Origin of the sequence: Marinococcus luteus (assembly GCF_900106595.1) — a bacterium.
In the GTDB taxonomy this organism is placed as follows: Bacteria; Bacillota; Bacilli; order Bacillales; family Marinococcaceae; genus Marinococcus; species Marinococcus luteus.
This window is the reverse complement of the sequence record NZ_FNNC01000001.1, coordinates 388,696-408,916: the sequence shown is the minus strand read 5'-3', so window position 1 is coordinate 408,916 and position 20,221 is coordinate 388,696. Positions and strand designations below refer to the sequence as shown.

The 20,221-nt window shown below is 49.6% G+C and carries 17 protein-coding genes; 3 read left to right on the top strand and 14 right to left on the bottom strand.

What is annotated here, in order from left to right; all coding sequences use genetic code 11:
- Positions 1 to 36 precede the first annotated feature (36 nt).
- From BLV22_RS01900 to uxaC, 7 genes are all read right to left on the bottom strand, one after another.
- Positions 37 to 2,001, bottom strand: coding sequence for a PTS fructose transporter subunit IIABC (locus BLV22_RS01900; RefSeq protein ID WP_091610570.1), 1,965 nt, complete (start codon positions 1,999 to 2,001; stop codon positions 37 to 39).
- Between the two features lie 58 nt (positions 2,002 to 2,059).
- Positions 2,060 to 4,006, bottom strand: a complete 1,947-nt coding sequence (locus tag BLV22_RS01895; protein ID WP_091610568.1) for a BglG family transcription antiterminator — start codon at positions 4,004 to 4,006, stop codon at positions 2,060 to 2,062.
- A 351-nt stretch (positions 4,007 to 4,357) separates the two neighbouring features.
- Complete coding sequence (locus BLV22_RS01890; protein ID WP_091610567.1) at positions 4,358 to 5,359, bottom strand: sugar kinase; 1,002 nt, start codon at positions 5,357 to 5,359, stop codon at positions 4,358 to 4,360.
- 3 nt (positions 5,360 to 5,362) lie between these two features.
- Positions 5,363 to 5,992 carry a bifunctional 2-keto-4-hydroxyglutarate aldolase/2-keto-3-deoxy-6-phosphogluconate aldolase gene (locus BLV22_RS01885; protein WP_091610565.1) on the bottom strand — a complete coding sequence of 210 codons (630 nt, stop codon included), beginning with the start codon at positions 5,990 to 5,992 and terminating at the stop codon, positions 5,363 to 5,365.
- Between the two features lie 11 nt (positions 5,993 to 6,003).
- Positions 6,004 to 6,849: an SDR family oxidoreductase gene (locus tag BLV22_RS01880; RefSeq protein WP_091610563.1), complete on the bottom strand. Its 846-nt coding sequence runs from the start codon at positions 6,847 to 6,849 to the stop codon at positions 6,004 to 6,006.
- Between the two features lie 3 nt (positions 6,850 to 6,852).
- Positions 6,853 to 7,890, bottom strand: a complete 1,038-nt coding sequence (gene uxuA / locus BLV22_RS01875; RefSeq protein WP_091610561.1) for a mannonate dehydratase — start codon at positions 7,888 to 7,890, stop codon at positions 6,853 to 6,855.
- Between the two features lie 14 nt (positions 7,891 to 7,904).
- On the bottom strand, positions 7,905 to 9,302 hold the full coding sequence (uxaC, locus tag BLV22_RS01870; RefSeq protein ID WP_091610560.1) for a glucuronate isomerase: 1,398 nt from the start codon (positions 9,300 to 9,302) through the stop codon (positions 7,905 to 7,907).
- 113 nt (positions 9,303 to 9,415) lie between these two features.
- Between uxaC and BLV22_RS01865 the strand changes: the two genes are divergently transcribed.
- Positions 9,416 to 10,588 (top strand): ROK family transcriptional regulator, encoded by a 1,173-nt coding sequence (locus BLV22_RS01865; protein WP_091610558.1) that lies wholly within the window; start codon positions 9,416 to 9,418, stop codon positions 10,586 to 10,588.
- A 7-nt stretch (positions 10,589 to 10,595) separates the two neighbouring features.
- Here BLV22_RS01865 and BLV22_RS01860 read toward each other — a convergent pair whose 3' ends face one another.
- The 5 genes from BLV22_RS01860 to BLV22_RS01840 form a co-directional block, all read right to left on the bottom strand.
- Positions 10,596 to 11,894 (bottom strand): TRAP transporter large permease, encoded by a 1,299-nt coding sequence (locus BLV22_RS01860; protein WP_091610557.1) that lies wholly within the window; start codon positions 11,892 to 11,894, stop codon positions 10,596 to 10,598.
- Positions 11,891 to 12,385: a TRAP transporter small permease gene (locus tag BLV22_RS01855; protein ID WP_091610555.1), complete on the bottom strand. Its 495-nt coding sequence runs from the start codon at positions 12,383 to 12,385 to the stop codon at positions 11,891 to 11,893. The genes BLV22_RS01860 and BLV22_RS01855 overlap by 4 nt, the downstream gene beginning before the upstream one ends.
- 1 nt (position 12,386) lies before the next feature.
- Entirely contained in the window at positions 12,387 to 13,376 is a 990-nt protein-coding gene (locus tag BLV22_RS01850) for a TRAP transporter substrate-binding protein (RefSeq protein ID WP_245723991.1), read from the bottom strand.
- 34 nt (positions 13,377 to 13,410) lie between these two features.
- Positions 13,411 to 15,765, bottom strand: a complete 2,355-nt coding sequence (locus tag BLV22_RS01845; protein WP_091610554.1) for a glycoside hydrolase family 31 protein — start codon at positions 15,763 to 15,765, stop codon at positions 13,411 to 13,413.
- Between the two features lie 206 nt (positions 15,766 to 15,971).
- Positions 15,972 to 16,163, bottom strand: a complete 192-nt coding sequence (locus BLV22_RS01840) for a hypothetical protein (protein ID WP_091610552.1) — start codon at positions 16,161 to 16,163, stop codon at positions 15,972 to 15,974.
- A 665-nt stretch (positions 16,164 to 16,828) separates the two neighbouring features.
- Between BLV22_RS01840 and BLV22_RS01830 the strand changes: the two genes are divergently transcribed.
- Positions 16,829 to 17,416 (top strand): hypothetical protein, encoded by a 588-nt coding sequence (locus BLV22_RS01830; RefSeq protein WP_091610549.1) that lies wholly within the window; start codon positions 16,829 to 16,831, stop codon positions 17,414 to 17,416.
- A 43-nt stretch (positions 17,417 to 17,459) separates the two neighbouring features.
- Here BLV22_RS01830 and BLV22_RS01825 read toward each other — a convergent pair whose 3' ends face one another.
- Complete coding sequence (locus BLV22_RS01825) at positions 17,460 to 17,933, bottom strand: peptide-methionine (S)-S-oxide reductase (RefSeq protein ID WP_091610547.1); 474 nt, start codon at positions 17,931 to 17,933, stop codon at positions 17,460 to 17,462.
- Positions 17,934 to 17,995: 62 nt separating this feature from the next.
- Entirely contained in the window at positions 17,996 to 18,571 is a 576-nt protein-coding gene (locus BLV22_RS01820; RefSeq protein ID WP_091610545.1) for a TetR/AcrR family transcriptional regulator, read from the bottom strand.
- Between the two features lie 181 nt (positions 18,572 to 18,752).
- Between BLV22_RS01820 and BLV22_RS01815 the strand changes: the two genes are divergently transcribed.
- Positions 18,753 to 20,009: a cytochrome P450 family protein gene (locus BLV22_RS01815; RefSeq protein WP_245723990.1), complete on the top strand. Its 1,257-nt coding sequence runs from the start codon at positions 18,753 to 18,755 to the stop codon at positions 20,007 to 20,009.
- Positions 20,010 to 20,221 lie beyond the last annotated feature (212 nt).

Here is a 20,221-nt window from a genome sequence, read left to right as displayed (position 1 = left end):
GGATGCTTTACGCACGTTGGTGTTATTGATTTGTTGTCACTGAATCGTTTTTAACAGCTCATAAGCCTCCCGATCAGATTCAGTATTTAATAATTGTTCACGGAAGGAATCATCCATCAGCTTTCTCGACAGCATCTGAAGTATTTTCAGATGATCCTCTCCCTGTCTCTCTACAGGGACAGCAATCATGAATATGAGATTGGCTTCCGTCTTATCCGCACTGTCCCAATCGACGCCCTGCGTCTGCCTTCCAAAGACTACCGCGGGCTCTTTCACCGTGTCCGATTTTCCGTGAGGTATAGCAATTCCCATGCCAAGTCCTGTGCTGCTTTCTTCCTCTCTTGCCAGAATTGCATTTTTGAACATTTCCTCTGATTTTACTATCCCCTGCCTGTCGAGCATGTGAATCATTTCATCCACTACTTCATTTCGCGTCTGTCCATGCAGGTTTGTATTTACAAGCTCAGGCGTCATAATATCTTTCAACTGGGTAATTTGTTTATCCTTGTTATGACTCGTTTCTGAAGCCGTTTCCGGAGCAAGCTCCGCTTCTGTATTTGTCTGTTCGGCGGTTGCTCCGAATTGATTTTCCTCCGGCACGTCCGCATATGCTACGTCCCGTTTCAGGGAATTTATCAAAAGCGCTGTCACAATGGTACCGACTATCGCAGCGACGAAGAACATGAGTATGTTATCCACCGCACCGAGTACTGCCACTATAGGACCGCCGTGTGCCACCCGGTCACCGACTCCGGAAAGCATAGCAATAACAGAGCCAGTCATCGATCCGATTACGATACTCGGTATTACCCGGAGCGGATCCTGGGCCGCGAATGGAATGGCCCCTTCCGTGATCCCAAACAGACCCATCGTAAACGAGGCTTTTCCTGTTTCGCGTTCTGCCTGCTGGTATTTCCTTTTATTCAAAAATGTCGCAAGTCCCATGCCGAGCGGCGGAATACAAATGGCCACCGCAATAGCACCCATGATTTCGTAATTTCCTTCGCCAATCATCGCAGCTCCGAATAGAAATGCTACTTTATTGAACGGTCCACCCATATCCACAGCAATCATTCCGCCCAGAATCAGCGCAAGTACAAAAGAGCTGGTGCCCTGCATGCCTTCAAGCCACTGCGTCAATCCTTCAAATATGCTGGCGACCGGCGCCCCGATAATGAAGATGAACAGCAGTCCGACCGCGAGAGAAGCAAGGATCGGAATGAAAATAATAGGCATCACCGGCTGTACTGCTTTTGGCACCTTGATTTTCTTAATACCGAGGGCAATATACCCGGCAAGAAAACCAGCAATAATACCACCAATGAAGCCGGCCCCGGCTTCACTTCCGTAAAAGCTTCCATTGACTGCAATGTAGCCTCCGATAATACCCGGCGCAAGTCCCGGACGGTCCGCGATACTTACAGCGATGAAGCCGGCCAGTATAGGAACCATGAAGCTGAATGAAGCTGCCCCAAGATTTTCAATCTGCTTCCAGAATGAATCTTCAGGAATTTGAATCCCTTCAGGCGTCTGATTGCCGCCCAAAGCTAAAGAAATAGCAATGAGCAGGCCCCCGACCACGATAAACGGGATCATATAGGAAACACCGTTCATTAAGTGCTTATATACAGGGTTTTCCTTATCTTTTTTGTTGGCTTTTACTGTTTCCGCATTCGGCATCGCGCCTTTGTAAACGGATACATTTCCTTCCGTAATTCGTTCAATTAAATCCTTCGGCTGACGTATCCCGTCTTGGACGCCTACAACCAGTAAAGGCTTGCCGCCGAAACGTTCCTTGGAAACTTCCTTGTCACTGGCAATAATAATGCCGTCTGCTTCCGCAATGTCCTGCTCTGTCAGTTCATTTTCCACACCGATGGAGCCCTGGGTTTCCACTTTGATTTCAATGCCCAACTCGCTCCCGGCTTTTTGTAAATTTTCAGCCGCCATGTATGTATGGGCAATGCCAACCGGACAGGCGGTGACCGCTAGTACCTTCATCCGTTTCCCTCCTCTGTAAGTTCTGTATTCATCATAAAACGGAAATCAAAAAAAATAATCATTCATTTTTACCGCTGCTCCGGTAATACGAATGATTATTAAAGATGCTCTCTACTTCTTCGAGCGTTCGTGCCTGATTCAGCTGGTCGAGGACGCTCGCATCCGCTCCCATTCTCGAAATCATATGCATAAGCGGGCGTATGCTTCCCTGATCCTTTTCGGCGATCGCTAGCAGAAAAACAATCGTCACCTGTTCCTTTCCCCATTCAATTGGTTTATTGAAGATAGCAAGAGACACCGATGACTCGTAGATCTCCTCCGGAGGAGCGTGCGGAATAGCTATCCCGTTGCCAAGCGACGTGGAGGACGTTCTTTCTCTCATTACCGCCCGCTGCGGAAAGTCCTCTGAGACGGTGCCCTTCTTTACGAGTTCCCGGCCGAGCTTCTCGATCAGCTCGTACCGGTGCACCGGCTCTATACCTATCGCTGTTTCACCCTTTTTCAGCCAATCCGCCATCGAGCTGGAAAACAACGGCTTTTGCTCCTCGTATTGAAGGTAGTCATCCAATTTCCTCCGGTCCTCTGCCTGGAGCAATGGAGAGATAACCAATACAGGCACCCTTTGGTTCGTCAGCTCTCTCGTGGATAAAACGAGATCAACCGAATAGGTTTCGAGCATATCATCAAGCTTCTGTGCCCCGATGCTGCCGATCACCTCCATGCCTTTATAGTTCTGTTCGAGCTTCGCTTCTAGCAGTTGAGACATGCCGACTCCCAGTTCACAAACGATCAGCACTCTTTTTTTCTGCTCCCGTTTTTTCTGAAGACGTTCAACGGACGCCTGGAAATGAAGCACCAGATAGGCTGCTTCATCCTCCGGTATGTAAATGCCATAGCTGTCATTCACTTCTTCAAGCGCCATCACCACCATACTGAACATATAGGGGTACATTTTCTTTATTTCCTCAAGCATCGGATTTCTGATCGCAAATCCATGCACGACGCGATGAATAGTAGAAGGAAGATGCACCTTCAGCCCCTCGAGAAGAATCAAATCCTCTTTGAAATTTGTCATCGTCAAAATTTGCAGCTGGGTCGTGAGCTGTTCGACAATGCCATTCATTAATGCTTCTTTATTATCGTTCTGCCGCAAAAAGTAAGAATCCGAGCAGCTGATCAAATGAAGCGTAAAGTATACCTTCTCCGATTCAGGAAGCGATAGTTTCAGCTTATCTTTGATAACCACTGCCAGTTCTTCTGCCATCGTAAATTCCTCGGCATCTCTCGCCTCTTTTCGCTCATTTTCCTTCATTACAATCGTCGAAGACTGCCTCACACGCTTCATGATGATGAGCGCATGGATCATCAGGCTCTCCCGTTTTTCGGCTGCTATCTCCCAGTTCCATGCGTCCAGCCGGTCAGCAATGGCTTTTCTTATAAAGTTAACCTCATGCTGAGGAAAAAGACGGACAAGGGAGTCCGAAGCCGCTTTGTCCTTCGCTACAAGCTCTGATAAATGAGCAACAGCACTTCGTCTCTTTAATTCGTCCCCTGCGATGGCGAGGCCAAGACGCTGTTTGGATATCAATTCAAGATCAAACGTTGCCAGCCAGTCCGAAATGACCGCAATGCTCTCTTTGATTTCTTTCACAGACATAAAGAACTCCCCGGCCAGCCCCTGGATGGTCTGGGATTTTTCCTCGACGAGCAGACGGTATCCTATTTCAAGCAGGTGATCTGTTTCTTCATGTGAAGATTTTTTATGTAAAAGCCCGAAAAGATGATTTTTTTCTTCCTCAGTGATGGACACTTGAACACCGAGACCGGGTTTTCGCAGAAGCTCAGCCCCCGAGTGCTCCCGGAGAAAATAATGCAGCGTTTTCAAATCATTCCGCACGGTTTTTTCCGAGCAGTGCAACTCCTCCGCCAGCGTCTGAATATGCGAGAAAAGGTCCGAATGAAGCAGCAATTTCTGCAGCAGCTTTGTCTGTCTTTCATTGATCATGATTCTATCCCCCCTTTTGATTCCGATTTTTTGTTCAGGATCAATCGCTCTTTCATATATTACCCATTATAACTCTAGTTTTTATACTTGAGCGAGCCGGCTGATTTTGAAAAAAGTTATTGCTTCCTGCACTACTATATTAAATACAATGGTTATTTTAAAGCAGGGGCTGTCATAATAAACATTAATTTCAATCGCCAGGCTTTTGAAACCAGCCTTCCTGAAATCCAAAAAAAAAGCCTGCGCAGCTCCCGGCAACAGGCCAGGCACTGCACAAGCTATGATAAGAATTGCTTAAATTTGTAAAACTTCGAAAACTAAAGAGTATTTAATGCATTTGCCCAATCACTTTTAGCGTTTCACATCGTTGCCCTGATTTTCGACAAACTGGAGCACGTACGCTTCGTCAAACTGGTTGCTGTCGCCGTACACCATTTGCTTCAGGACGCTCGAGCCGGTGGCAAAGTCAACGATCGCCTGCGGGTCCCAGTCCTGCTGCATCCCGTGCAGGATGCCGGAGGCAAAGCTGTCCCCGCCGCCGACCCGTTCGAGCAGATCAAACGAAACGGTGCTGCTCGCATGAAGCCGGCTTCCGTCGTAGTAGTAGCCGGTCAGGGTATTCGAGCTCGCCGAAGCCGCCGTCCGGTGCGTGCTCGCCATCGCGGAAATCTGGTACACGCGCGCCGCCTGTTCGTAGAATCGCTCCAGCTGCTCCGGGGAAAATGCTTCGTCCCCGTCCACCCCGAGCAGGTAGACAAAATCCTTGTGGCCGATGAAACACACATCCACGTATGGAAGAATTTCTTCGAAGGACGCTTTCGCCTCCACTGGCGACCACAGCTTCGCGCGGTAGTTGCAGTCAAAGCTCACATGCACCCCGCGGCTTGCAGCCTCTTTCAGGGCTGTCATCGTAAGGCTATGCATCTCCGGGCCGAGGGCCGGCGTAATGCCGCTGACGTGAAACACCTCCACGCCGGCAAGCAGCTGGTCCCAGTCGAGAACAGCATCCATAAGTTCCCATACCGAGGAATCCGCCCGGTCGTAGATGACTTCTGCCGGTTTGACCGAATAGCCTTCTTCAAAATAGTACAGCCCGAGCCGACGACCCTGGTTCATGATCGCATTCGTTTCCACGCCAGCCGCCCGCAGCCGGCGCTTGGCGGCCTCGCCCATCGCGTTTGCCGGCAGCGCCGTTAAAAACGAAGCGTCGTGCCCGAACTGGCTCATATTCATGGCTACGTTGGCCTCCGCGCCGCCAAAATACGCGTGAAAATCGTTCGTCTGAACCAGCCGCTGGTGGGACGGCGGGGTGAGCCGCATCATGATTTCGCCCATGGTTAATATTCGTGCCATCGATTACACCTCCTCAGCCAATCGCTGAAATTCGGCCGCGAGCCGGGTAACTTCCTCGTAATCACCACTCTTGGCCGATCCGGTGATCGACCCGCCGGCACCTATCATCACGGCACCGGCCTGCAACCATTCCTGGACGTTGCCGAGATCCACCCCGCCGGTCGGCATCAGCTGAAGGTGTGGCAGCGGGCCGCGCAGCGTTTTGATAAAGGAAGGGGCGTACATTTCCCCCGGAAAGAGCTTGACCACCTGCGCGCCGTAAGCCATCGCTTCGGTTGCTTCCCGGACGGTCATGATACCCGGAAGATACGGGACGGCGTAGCGGTTGCACAGCTTCGCGACGTCAGGATCAAAGGAGGGGCTCACAATAAAGGACGCTCCCCGGATAATCGCAAGCCGGGCCGTTTCGCTGTCGAGCACCGTGCCCGCTCCGATCACGGCCTCGGGGTACTTCTGAATGAGCGTCCGCAGTACGTCATCGGCATCCGGCACGGTAAAGGTGACTTCGAGCGTCCGGGAGCCGCCCTTTACACAGGCATCCGCGGTCTTCACTGCCTGATCCGGATTGTCGCCCCGGATGACGACCGCCACTTTGTTTTCAATCATTTGATTCAGAATATGAAATACTCTCATCGTTTTCTCCTTTACACTCCAGAGTAGGCGGAAAATCCGCCGTCAATCGGTACGACAATGCCGTTTACAAAGCCTGACGATTTTTCGTCAACGAGCCACAGCAGGGTGCCCACCAGCTCCTCCGGCTCCCCGAAGCGCTCCTGCGGCGTCTGGGACAGTATTTTTTCCGCTCTCGCACTCAGCACGCCCTCCTCCGAAAACATCAGCTCCCGGTTCTGGTCCGTGAGGAAAAAGCCTGGCGCCATGGCGTTCACGCGCACGCCCGACTTGGAAAAATAGACGGCCAGCCACTGGGTGAAGTTGCTGACGGCCGCCTTTGCCCCGCTGTAGGCAGGGATTTTTGTGAGCGGCCGGTACGCATTCATCGACGAAATATTAATAATCGAGCCCGGGCGGTCGTACACCATATCCCGGGTGAATACCTGCGACGGGATCAACGCGCCGAGAAAATTCAGCGAAAACAGCTGATCCACCGCGGCAGGATCCAGGTCAAAAAAGGTGCCGCCGCTGTCGGGCGCTTCCGGATTGAAGTATTCCTCCCCGGTCGTTGCCTTCGGATTGTTGCCGCCCGCTCCGTTTACGAGAATGTCGCACGGCCCGAACCGGCTCTTTACGTCCTCGTAAATTGCTTCCATGGCCTGCTTGTCCGTGACATCGCCGCTGTAGCCGGCGGCTTCTCCTCCGTTTTCGCTGATCCGCCGGGCCACCTGATCGACCTTTTCTTTGTTGCGGGCAACGATCGCTACTTTGGCTCCATTGGCGGCGAGTGCCTCCGCCATCACAGAGCCGAGCACACCGCTTCCGCCCGTGATGACGACAACTTTATCCTCCAGTGGTATTTGAAATGGGGTCTGCATCGTTTATCTCCTTTCCCTCACAGCATCTATAATGCCATTAAGATATACCGCACCGAGCGCGCGGTCGTACAAACCATATCCCGGCCGGCCTTCTTCGCCCCAGATCATCCGTCCGTGGTCCGGGCGGATCGGGCCTTCGTAGCCTGCTTCGATCAGCTTCTGCATGATGCCGACCATGTCGAGTGAGCCGTCGTGCACGGAATGCGACGTTTCCTGAAACGATTTTTCGCTCGTCCACCGCACGTTTCTCGCGTGTACAAAGTGAATGCGGTCCTTCATATGTTCAATCATGCTGATTAAATCGTTGTTCCGGTCCGCGCCGTAGGAGCCGGTGCAGAAGGTAATCCCGTTGTTCCTGCTGTTGACCCGCTTCAGCATCGTCATGACGTTGGCTTCATTTGTGATAATGCGCGGCAGGCCGTAAATGTCCCAGGGTGGATCGTCGGGATGAATCGCCATAAGCACGTCCTCTTCCTCCGCAACCGGAATAATACGCTCCAGAAAGTAAACCAGATTCTCCATCAGGTCCTCTTTCGATATTTCTTTATATTCATCCATGATGACCCGCAGGTCGTCCTTCTGATAGGATAAATCCCACCCCGGAAGCGTCAGGCTCCCGTCGAGCGGATCGATCTGCTGAATCAGCTCCTCATCATACATGAGGGAATGCGAGCCGTCGGGAAGCGGCGCGTCGAGCTTGGAGCGGGTCCAGTCAAACACCGGCATGAAATTATAGCAGATGGTCTTAACACCTTCATGCGAGAGATTGCGGATCGTTTCCTGATACTTTTCAATCCAGCTGTCTCTTGTGCTTTTGCCCATTTTAATATCTTCATGCACCGGCACGCTCTCCACCACATTCCACACCAGTCCGCGCTGCTCAATTTCGGCTTTCATGCTTTTGATGGTCTCCCGCGGCCACGTTTCGCCCGGCGGCAGATCATATATAGCAGATACAATTCCCTTCATCGCGGGAATCTGTCTGATTTGTTCGAGCTTGACGGGGTCTTCGGTCCCGTACCAGCGAAAACTCATCTCCATCGGCTGTTCCTCCTTTAAATTGAAAAATATTTTTTCGCGTTATAGTAGCAGATGTTTTCGACGTACGTACTTAATAGCTTCAAGTCGTGCGGCGCTTTTCCTTCTTCCACCCATGTGCCAATCAGGTTGCAGAGGATGCGCCGGAAATATTCGTGCCGTGAAAATGACAGAAAGCTTCTCGAATCGGTCAGCATGCCGATGAAGTTGCTGATCAGGCCAATGTTGGCCAGAGACGTCATCTGGCTTTCCATTCCGTCAATGTGGTCATTGAACCACCATGCGGTGCCAACCTGTACCTTGCCGGGGATTTCGCTGTTCTGGAAGCTTCCGGCAATCGCCGCGAGCGTATTATTGTTATTGGCATTCACACTGTACAGCACCGTTTTCGGGAGCCCCCCGTTTTGTTCAAGCTGATCGAGAAACGCAGCAAGAGGCCGGGCAGGCAGCTGGTCGTGGATGGCGTCAAATCCCGAATCTCCGCCGAGCTTCTGAAACATTTTGGTATTTGTGTTGCGGAGCGGATGCAGGTGCAGCTGCATCACCCACTCCTTTGCCGCGTACCTTTCAGCCAGATGCAGCAGCGTATACGTTTTATATTTGGCTGCTTCCTCCGCTGTCACCGCCTCTCCGTTCATCCGTTTTTGGAAAACGGCCGCCGCTTCTGCTTCGCTGGCTGGTTCGTACACCATTTCCGTCAGCCCGTGGTCAGAGCTGCGGGTGCCGAGCGCATCAAACGCCTCGATTCTTTCATTCAGCGCGGCTAAAAGCTCCCCGTAGGAGGAAATGCTTTTTTCTGTCAGGCCTGCCAGCTGCCCCACCCAGGACGGAAAGCTGTCTTTTTCCAGGTGCAGCGCCTGGTCCGGACGGTAGGAAGGCGACACGTCAAACGGCAGGCTGCTTCGTCCCAGCTGTTCGTGTGTCGTTAACGCATCTGCCGGGTCGTCCGTTGTTCCGAGAAAAACAACGTTGTCTTTTCGTAGCAGCGACTGGGTGGAAAACTCCGGCGACTGCAGCTTTTCCCGGGTTTCCTTCCAGATGTCTTCCGCCGTGTCTTTGTTTAACAGCGTATCGATGCCAAAATACGACGACAGCTCCAGGTGCGTCCAGTGATACAGCGGATTCCCGAGCGTGTTCGGCACCGTTTCCGCCCACGCCAGAAACTTTTCGTAGTCGCTTTTGTTCCCTGTAATGTATTCTTCCGCAATTCCGTTCGCCCGCATGGCTCTCCATTTGTAATGATCGCCGCTCAGCCAGATCCCGGCCAGGTTGTCGAAGTTTTTGTCCTCAAGTATTTCGCCGGGCGGCAGGTGATTGTGATAATCGATGAGCGGCAGATGCTTCGCGTAATCATGATACAGCGTGCGTGCCACTTGCGACTGGAGCAGAAAATCTTCGTGAATAAACGCAGTCATGTTGTCATCTCCTAATTAATTTGTTTACTATGCAAACTATTGAATTTATACTTTTAACACAGCAGCATTCATATTACTACCACACGCAGTACGAATAGAAAGAGGGATCTTCCTTGCATAAAGGTGACTGGAACTATATACGAAACTTAAACCGGCGGGTGATTCTCGAAGAAATCGTGAAAAATGCTTCCCTCTCCCGGAGCGAACTCGCGAGGATTACCGGTTTAAACAAAGCGACCATTTCCACGCAGATTCATGACCTGCTTGAGCAGGGGCTCGTGATTGAAACGAGAACCGAGGCGCTCGACACCCCCGGCCGGAAGCCGATTATCATTGAGATGAACGAGCGCGCCGGCTTTACGATCGGGGTGGATATTGACGAGCTCAGCACCAATATCATTTTTTGCGACCTGAAGGGCCGCCGGCTTCATCAAAAGCAGCTGCATCTGGACACGTACCACTTTGAAAGCATGCTTGACGAATTAATTCATCAGCTGCAAACAGAAATTGATGTATTTCAGCACGGCACCTCCGCCCCGCCGCTCGCCGGGATCGGGGTCGGCATTCACGGGATCGTGAATAACGACAGCCAGATCGTCTACACCCCGAAGCAGGAATGGATTGACCTGGACGTGAAGACCCGTCTCGAAGAAGCGTTTGACGCTCCTGTTCATGTGGATAACAGCGCCAATCTGGCGGTGTATGCCGAGCACGTTTACGCAAAACATGTGTCCGACCTGTTCTGCCTGACTCTTTACTCGGGCATCGGCCTCGGCATGGTCAAGGATTCGGTCATTTACCGCGGCCATCAGGGCTTTGCCGGTGAAATCGGCCATATGATCATCGAACCGAACGGCAAGCCCTGTCCGTGCGGCAACCACGGCTGCTGGGAGCTGTACGCCTCCAACAAGGCATTTTTCAAGCTGCTTCACGAAAACGATGATGAGTTTCATACCCAGGAGCAGGTAAGTAAACATCTTGAAACGATGGATGCTGAGCAGGAGATTGACGAATACATTTTCTACCTGTCGATCGGAGTGAATAATGTGATTAACATTTTCAATCCCGGGCGTATCATCATTAACAGCCCGCTGTTTGCCTCCAAGCCGGAGCTCCTGGACCGTGTCGAGGCGTCGCTGCAGTCGAAGTTTAACAACTACGAGGAGCTGAAAATCTCGAGCCTGAACGAAGACGCCTGTGCGCTCGGGGCAGCAGCGCTTGCGTTTAAAAAGTTTCTCGGCGTTCACCACGTGGACCACTCCGCCTCCTTCCCCGCCCCGCAGTAATACGAAGCTACATCAAATCAAACAGCTGAGGCAGAAACAGGCTGAGCTGCGGAATAAAGGTGACGGCGAGCACCATAACAATCAGAACGATGAAGTATGGCACCAGCGTTTTGATAACACTTTCGAGTCTTGCATTGGCTACGCTTGTACCGACAAACAGTACGCTTCCGACCGGGGGAGTGATGTTGCCGATACAAAGGTTGAAGGCAATAATGATGCCAAAGTGAACAGGGTCGATGCCAAGCTCGGTCACTACCGGGAAAAAGATCGGCGTGAAAATGAGCACAGCCGGCGTAATGTCCATAAACGTTCCCATCACGAGCAGAATCAGGTTGATGAGCAGCAGAATCACGATCGTGTTCGCACTGATCGAAAGAAGCGCACTGCTGATGCCTGCCGGAATTTCGGTATAGCTCATCACGAGTGAAAACAGCGAGGAGGCTGTAATCAAAAGCAGAATCATGCCCGTAATTTCGATGGTTTCCTTGAAAATGTTTTTAAACTGCTCTTTTTTCAGCTGCTTGTATAAAAGCGACAGCAGCAGAGCGTAAATAACGGCAACCGCCGCGCCTTCGGTGGCGGTGAAAATGCCGGCAACGATCCCGCCGATAACGATGATGATCAACAGCAGACTCGGAATCGCATCAAACACGATAAACAGTTTGTCCTTCCAGCTGACCTTCTCGGATACCGGATATTTATGCTTCCTCGCATAGACGTAAGCGACGGCCATGACAGAAAGACCCCATAAAATCCCCGGTATGTAGCCGGCCATAAACAGTGCTGCAATCGACGTACCGCCGCTGACGAGAGAATACACAATCAGCATTGAGCTTGGCGGAATCAGCAGTCCTGCCGGCGCCGATGCGATATTCGTCGCGGCCGAGTAGCTCAGGGAGTACTTCTGTCTCATTTCCATCGGTGTCATGATTTTACCCATCGCAGCAGCCGCTGCGACACTTGACCCTGAAATTGAGCCGAACAGCATGTTTCCGACAACGTTTGTATGAGCGAGTGATCCGGGCAGCCTGCCGACAATGATTTTTGCCAGGTTAATAAGCCGGAAAGCAATACCGCCGTTGTTCATAATAATACCTGCAAGCACAAACAACGGAATCGCCAGAATGGTGAAATTGTCTACACCTGTCGCGAGCCGCTGAGCGGTAATAATGATGCTCACATCAAACGGAATCACAAGCGAAATGGTAACCATCGCACTCAGCAGAATCGCAAGCGCAATCGGCACGCCGAACACGAGCAGTATACCGAGCAATGCGAATAATAAAATCCCTGCAGTAACTGTCATCCTTTTTCCCCCTCACCGGCAGTGCCGATCCGGCTGCCGCCCCGAAGCATATCAATTAGTGCATACAGCACGATACATACGCCCGATACCGGCACGGCACTGTAAACAAACAGCATGGACAAGCCCGTTGCCGGAGCCGTTTCCGAGTATGTATAAGACAGCAGAATAATGCCGCCGATAATCATCGGTACTATTCCTAAAAACACCCATAAAATATTAATGGCAAGCCCGATAAGGCGCTGCGAACGTTCCCGGAACTTTTCCACCAGAAACACGATCGCAATGTGCTTTTTCTGTCCAAACACGTAAGCCGCTGTAAGCAGCGTGAACCAGATGAGCATAAAGCGGATGATTTCTTCGCTTGTGGTACTCGGTGCGTCCAGGATGTACCGCGTAAATACCTGCCAGATCGAAAGCAGTGCCATGCAGGTAATTAAAATGGCATTCACGATTAAAAGCGCACGGTCGAGAATCATTTTGACCTTTTGCATCCTACTCGGCCTCCTTTATTTTGTTGTAAATATCAGAGGTGTCCGGGTCGTTTTGGAACTCTTCGTGCAGCGGCTGGACTGCATCACTAAACGACTGTTTGTCCACTTCATAAAACTCTACATTCATTTCCTCTTTGGCTGTCGCTTCGGCTTCCTCCACCGTCTCGTTCCACAGGTCTTCATGATAGCTGGTCGACTCTTCAGCAGCTTCTTCAATAATTTGCAACTCACTATCAGACATGTCTTCCATAATATTTTCATTAGCAATCAGCATGTCGGGAACAATGGCATGCTCGGTGTAGAAATAGTTTTTCGCCACTTCCCCGTGGTTGCTGTTCGTAAGCGCCGTCGCATTGTTTTCGGCAGCGTCAATAACGCCCGACTGCAGCGCGGTGTATACTTCCCCGTAGCTCATCGGCGTCGGTGTGCCTCCCATCGCTTCAATCATCTGCACGCTCGTCTGACTCGGCTGTACTCTTGTTTTTAACCCGCTCATGTCCTCGCTCGTTTCGATCATTCTGCTTTTCGTGTAAACGTTACGGACGCCGGCATCATAATACGTCAGCCCGCGGAAGCCTTTGTCTGCGGATTCCATATAAATGTCGTTTGTCACTTCTTCATTGTTCATGACACGCTTAAAGCTTTCCTGGCTTTCAAACAAATACGGCAGGCTGAAGACGGAATAGGCCGGTTCAAAGCTTTCCAGGGCGCTCCCGCTTACCTTACTGAAATCAACGGCCCCGGTCTGGGTGCCTTCAATGACTTCCCGCTCGCTTCCAAGCTCTCCGTTCGGGTAAATCTTAATGCTCATGGCTCCCTCTGATTTTTCCTCCACGAGCTCAGCGAACCGTGCAAGCGACTGATGCACCGGGTGATCCGTCGGCTGGTTGTGCGCGAGCGTGAAATTCTGCTCTTCTTCACCACTTGCGCTCTGGCAGCCTGTTAAAGCAACCAGAACCATAATCGTGACAAGGCTGATCCATTTCTTCACAGTGATTCCCTCCTTTAAATAGCTTCAGCGACACTCATTCCCACGAAAACCACTTGCCTCCTTTTCCATTGATAAAGACCTGCCTGCTTTCTCCCTTTGGCAGCTGGAACTGCATGGACGTAAGGCCATTGTCGTACGATCCTTCCTGACGGGCTTCGATATGAATGCCGTTTTCATCGGCTGTCATCGTGCACGTAACCGAAAGCACTTCAGAATTGTGCCGCCTGTCGTTGTCGTCATAATACGTAAACGACGTTTGTTCGCCGTTTTGCCCCGGATACACATACATGTCGATCCGGTTCCCGGCTTTGTTTTCAATAGGAACCAGGCTGCCGCCTTTTACCATCACCGGCGTATACTCGAGCGGGGCCGGAACCGTCACCTTACGCCCTCCCGCGTACCACTGTTCGGTATACATGTCGTACCAGCCGTGCGGATGTTCAGGCAGATACACGGTGCGCTCGCGTTCATCCGGTCGTACAATCGTGCAGACAAGCAGCTCTTCACCTAGCATGAATTCATCGTTGTCGGCGTGCGTCGCTGCGTCATTGCCAAAGTCAAAGAAGGTCGGCTTGATCACGGGCTCGTAGCTGGCCGACGACTTGTGCAGCAGCGAGAATATGTAGCCCGACAGCTGCTGATGCCAGTGAATGGTTTCGGAGACCTTGTCGACAATTTCCGGGTACATCCACGGTTCATTGACCGTCTGGTCGTCATTCCACGAATGAATCGTAAATCGCGGATAATAAATATTGCTCTGGATCCAGCGCAGAAACAGTTCCGGCTCCGGGGCATTGCCGGAAAAGCCGCCCGTGTCGTGTCCGAAGTTGTATATGCCGGAAAGGCTTAAGCCGATCGCCATTTTAATGTTGTACTGAAGCGTTTCCCAGTTGGAGTAGTTGTCCCCAGTCCACGTCTGGGCATACCTGCTGAGTCCCGCGCTCCCTGCCCGGCTGATCAGATACGGCCGTTTTTCCGGGTCAAATTCGGTCTGTGCTTCGAGCGAGCTTTTCGTCATCAGCATCGGAAAGATCGCCCGGTACTCCTGAAATTTGCCGCCGCGGCCGAACAAATGAATGTCCGCCTCCGGGTCCCAGATTTCAAATTCATTGTTGTCGTTCCAGGTGGCGTCGATGCCGTTTGCAAGCAGCTCCGTTTTCACGTTTTCCTTCCACCAGTCAATTGTCTGTTCATTCGTGAAATCCAGGTATACGCCCATGTCATCCCAGGACTGCTGCAGGAGCGGCCGCTCATTTTTATCCAGGATAATATAGTCGTTATCAAGCACTTCCTCGTGCTTCGGATGATCGATCAGCAGGCTCGGCTTGATGTTAGCGATGATTTTAATCCCGTTCGCATGAAAATCTTCGGTAAACTTTACCGGGTCCGGGAACTTTTCGTAGTTCCAGTTGAAGACGTACCGTTTATGGTTGATCGAAGTATACCCGGAAGACAGATGAAAGGACTCGCACGGGATATCATACTTCCCGGTATCCTCCACAAAGTTCATCAGGCGCTCCTGGGATTTTTCTTCGTCCGTGTAGGTCATCGTCGATCCGGAGTAGCCGATGCTCCATTTCGGCATCAAAGCCGGGCGTCCGGTCAGCCAGGAAAAGCGGCGTGTGACGTCAGCAACGTCCGGTCCGAAGATAAAATAGAAGTCCAAAAAGGGTGAATTACTTTGAAAATACCGGTACTTCCCGTGGTAGTTGTCTTTTTCCCGCCCCATGTCGAAAGCGCATTCATTATAGTCATCGTAATAGAGTCCGTAAGCCTTGTTGGTTTCCGGGGAATAGGTAATATAGTAAGGAATATGCTTGTACAGCGGATCGGTTTTTTCCGCGTCGTAGCCCATTGCATCAATGTTGAGCATCCGGAAGCGGTCGCCGTGCTTGTTGACCTTTCCCGTTTTTTCCCCGAAGCCGTAAAAACGGTCTGTGTCGTTACGCTTTAAATAGTGGGCCGTTGGCGCATTATCTGCAATCTGGAACGCGTAGGCCTGAGTGTTGCGGTCTTCGGCAATTAATATGTCACTGCCGCCTGTTTTGTCGTACCAGCTGCAGTGGAGTTTAACCATGTTTATTTTCAGCTTGAGCGATGCCGTTTCAATCGTGTAATCTTCCGGCGTTTCGGATATTTCATAATCAGGCAGCGAGAAAAGCTCAGTTAGACGATTCCGGTCCAGTCCTTCAAACGGCACCTCCGTGTCACCTGGCGCCACCGCCCATGTATGTATATCCATCCCGGGCCGTTCCTTCGTCAGCGTAACCCGGAATAACTTCTCTTCGAGTACATAAACACAAAAGTACATTTCCTGCACATGCGATTCAAAAACCAGCACGTTATTCTCCTGCGCTGATAAATAAAACTGGTCCTTCGTCGTTAACATATATTCACCCTCTTTGGATTAATCACTGCCCGATTAATTAATTTGTAGTGTAAACAAATTAATTATTTACTTTATGATAAGGCTTTCCTGAATGTTTCGCAACCCCGGTTTTATTTGATAATTTATTCTTTTGTAATTTCGTCGGTACATGAAAAAATGGTTCCCCTTCCTGTCCCGGGGAACCATCGTTATGCACTGCTGCGCCGTTACTCTGCCGTCCGCTTCCTGTGATAAAAGAAATTACATATAAATAACACCGCCACCACCGCAGTCATAAATAAAATACCTTCTATCCTGTACGTTGCATCGTAGTGGGTCTGGTCCAGTAAAAGCACCAGATTCCATGAAAGGAATAAAAATATTCCATACAAATAAAGAATGGATTTTGTACTTTTCATCCAACCCCTCCATTGGTTAGTATTGCTGACTTTTTCCTCTTCCCTTCCCCCTTTCGGGTAAATCGTCAGAATTGAACTTTATTAAAGGATTTTTAAGAGGTGTCTCCCCGCTATAAATGTTATTGACGTTTCTTTTGTACTATTGTACTTTTTACACAGCTAACGATATATAGAACTCGAGTCGAGCGTAAAAGCTAAAAGTGTTCTCCTATGTAACTATTTAAGCAAGGATTCGGTAGTAGAAAATTAGAATAACCCCTGTCAGGGAGTAAAAGGAGCCGACAAGGAAAATAACAGAATTCTTTTTGAATTTATTTTCCCAGTTAACCACACATAAATATAAGCTCGCTAAAGCGAATACGCCGTTATACAGCATACTGGCATACACACGGCCCAAATAACCGGTAACACTCAGCCAGGTAATAAGAGTCACAGTTCCAAACACCCAAAAGCTGACGACAGAAGTATATAAAACATCCCAGAATTTATTCATAGTTGTCCGCGCACCCCAATAATAAAAGTTCAAACCATTCCTGGACTTTTATTTTAACAAATATATCCAGTAATGAAATCATCCAGATCACCGAATGAAGGATTGCCACTCCAATTAATGTATATTAATGTTTTAAGTGTAATTAAATTACAAAAATTGCAGGAGGACTTCTATGTTTACATCCATCCTTCAGCTTCCTTTTAAGCCCCGGAAGCAATTCGCTTTTTTAACAGATCATTACCCGCTTCCACTGGCAGCAGCCATTATCCTGAGTATCAGTATTCTACATACGTTTATTACGAATTATATTTCCCTTGGTACTAATCAATCTCAAATTTTCTCTGACGATCCCTGGCTTTTAGTGCTGGCGGTCCTGTTTGGCGGGATCTCTGTTTTTATATTACCCGTAATTTTGAAAGGGGCGAGCAGTATATATGATCATTCCCTTTCCTATCAAAAAGCTTTCTGGGTAAATATTTTAACTATTATTCCTTCTCTTTTTTTGCTGCCGGTTGCGCTTATTGGATTGTTTTTGTTTTTAACGCAAGGGAGCACTCCGGCATTATTTACGAATGTCTATAGAGTACTGGAATGGCTTTCTTTCATTTGGATATTTGTCGTTGCCGTCGGCACGATCCAGGTTGCGGCAAATACGAGCAGACCGAAATCCTTAACGATCGCTTTTACGTATTTTTGTTTTACCGTGATAGCTGCTGTCGTCGCAGTTTTGTTCCTGGCAGGCTTTTTCGCTACATTCTAGCCTCCCTAACCAGCCTGGGCGTCATCAGGGGAGAAAAAGGATTTCACCGATTATATTTACGTAATAATCCTCTTGAAATGTGACAATAATCGCCGGGGTGTTTATCCAGTCTGTCCTGGTGCTCTTCGGCGCTTTTTATGTAGTTAGTAAGAAGCAGCACTTCCACCATTATAAGGTCGTAATCCGTTCTCTCCCGAAGAAACGCCTCAGCTTCTGTTAAATGTTCCGGCTTTTCACTGTACACACCGGTTCTGTATTTCTCCCCAATATCCTCTCCCTGCTGATTCAAGCTGTACGGATCAATGATTTCAAATAAATATTCCATCAATTCCGTGATGGTGATCACCGCCGGATCAAACCCCGTTTTCACGCATTCAGCGTAGCCATCATAGTCACCGTCCAGTGTATAACTGCTTCCATTTGCTCTGCCCGCCTCTGTAAACTCCACGCCAGGCAGCGTTTTAATAAACGCCTGCACGCCCCATAAACAGCCGCCGGCAAGGTATACTGTCTCCATATGAATGCTCCTTTCTAAAACAGCACATTTCACCATGTTATCTTTCTATCAGAATACAAACATTAATTGTAAAGCATATGCTTATGCAGGGTAATCATAATATTTTCGATCATGCTCGAAATCTCTTCCGGACTTTGCTGAAAATCCGTTTCCACCCACTCTTTAATGAGAGCCCCGCTCCCTCCTGCAATAAACACATAAAACGAATCCACCTTTGAGTAGTCCAGGACGCTTTCCGCGGCCCATTTTTTTACGATACGAGGACGAAAGTAATGATGAATACGGGCAAATACATCCTCCTGGTTGTTTTCAAGGCTAACCAGGGCCCTGCATGTGTCCCGGTTCTGTTCAAGGTAGGCACACAGCCTGTACATGAGATCGTTATATCGAGGATGGTCGAGAGACTGTTCCACTTTATGAATAAAAGCCCGGGTGAACTCCCCTTCAATACTGGAAAGTAATTCATCGGGGGACCGATAATGAGAGTAAAAGGTGTTACGGTTGATATCGGCCTGCTTACAAAGCTCCGTGACCGTGATCGATGTAATGGATTTCTCCTGCATTAATTCAAATAAGCTTTTTCTAAGAGCTGCTTTTGTATACTTTACTCTTCGGTCAATTTTAGATATAGATTTCATCATTTCTCCCTGCTGAATGTGACATTTTTATGGCTAACGAACACAAATGTCTGCAGCTGTTCGTTATTTAAAAGTTTCTATCGAACAATGTGTTCATTATCATACATACTGTTAGTATACTTGATTTATAGGTATCAATCTATCCCTCCTATACAATCTCAATGGCGAAAGGACGATCACTTTGGACCAACCCAACGATTCTGTACAGACAAGAGTGTTAGGAATACTCAGCGGAAAGAGTGTGGAGGATCCCTTTTCGGTTTTTGCCGAAGCAAGGGCGCAAGGATCGGTGTTATCCATTCCCCATCCGATGGGGAGTGAGGATCATCAGGCATGGCTCGTTACTCAGATGGATGAAGCCCTGCAGGTGCTGAAAGATAAAAAAGGCTTTACCGTCGATCCTTCCTCTATCGAAGCGGAAGGAGTCCGGGAAAACATGTCCGGATCTGTGGATGACGAGGCCCCGGATACGTTTTTTACTGGAAAATCCATGCTTTTTGTCAACGGATTCGACCACCGGCGCCTCCGTTCCTTAGTCTCTAAAGCTTTCACCCCGAAATACATGGAAAGCCTGCGTCCACGTGTGCAGGAAATTGCAGACGAACTGCTTGATAACGTAGAGCCTTACGGCGAAATGGACCTCGTGAAAGATTACGCTTATCCTCTACCGATTAACGTCATTTGTGAAATGCTCGGAGTGCCGGAGGCAGACCGGGGAAGGCTTCAGACATGGTCTTCGGCTATTGCGAAAGGCCTGGGCTGGGGAAGACAGGACCCGGCCGTCGCCGTACACCTGGAGGAGTTTGGTAATTATGTGAAACAGCTGGTGGAAAACAAGCGGCAAAATCCCGAGAATGATCTAATAAGTAAACTGGTAACAATCGAAGAAGAGGAAGACCGTCTTAGTGAATCAGAGTTGATTTCGATGATCACCCTGCTGATTTTTGCCGGTCATGAAACGACGTCCAACCTGATTGCGACTGGTGCTTTTGAATTGTTCGATCATCCGGAAGAACTTCAGGCATTAAAAAATGATCTCAGCCTTGTTCCGGCAGCTGTAGAAGAATTACTCCGCTTCAATGGCACGTCCACAAGTGTCGGCCCGCGTTATGCAACTCAGGATACAGAGATCGCCGGACAGTTTATTGCTAAAGGGGACATGGTCCTTGTGATCGTTAAATCAGCGAATCGGGATGAAGAAAAGTTTACGCAGGCGGAAGACCTGGAAATCCAGCGTGATATTGATCGTCACCTTGCCTTCGGGCAGGGCCTTCATATGTGTCTCGGCGCCCCTCTAGCACGGGTGGAAGGAGATGTGGCTTTCTCGACGCTTTTTCGAAGAATGCCACATCTGCAGCTGAAATATCCCCAGGACAAGATAGCGTGGAGTTTCACTTTATCTTCTCAGGGACTCGAATCCCTGCCGGTTACATTCTAATTCGGCCATGGGCTCTTACCCCCATAAAAAAACAAAGCTGTTTTTCGCGGTCCATTTGGCCCGCGTTTTTTAGTTCTTATACCGATTATTTGTGCGAAGGTTCTGCTAAGCAGCTAATATTTTTATTTTTTCCTCATAAATGCAAACAACCTAAAAAACCCAGCCGTAACGGCTGGGCTAAAGAGAAACCTTCGACCTTAGGGGGAAATGCA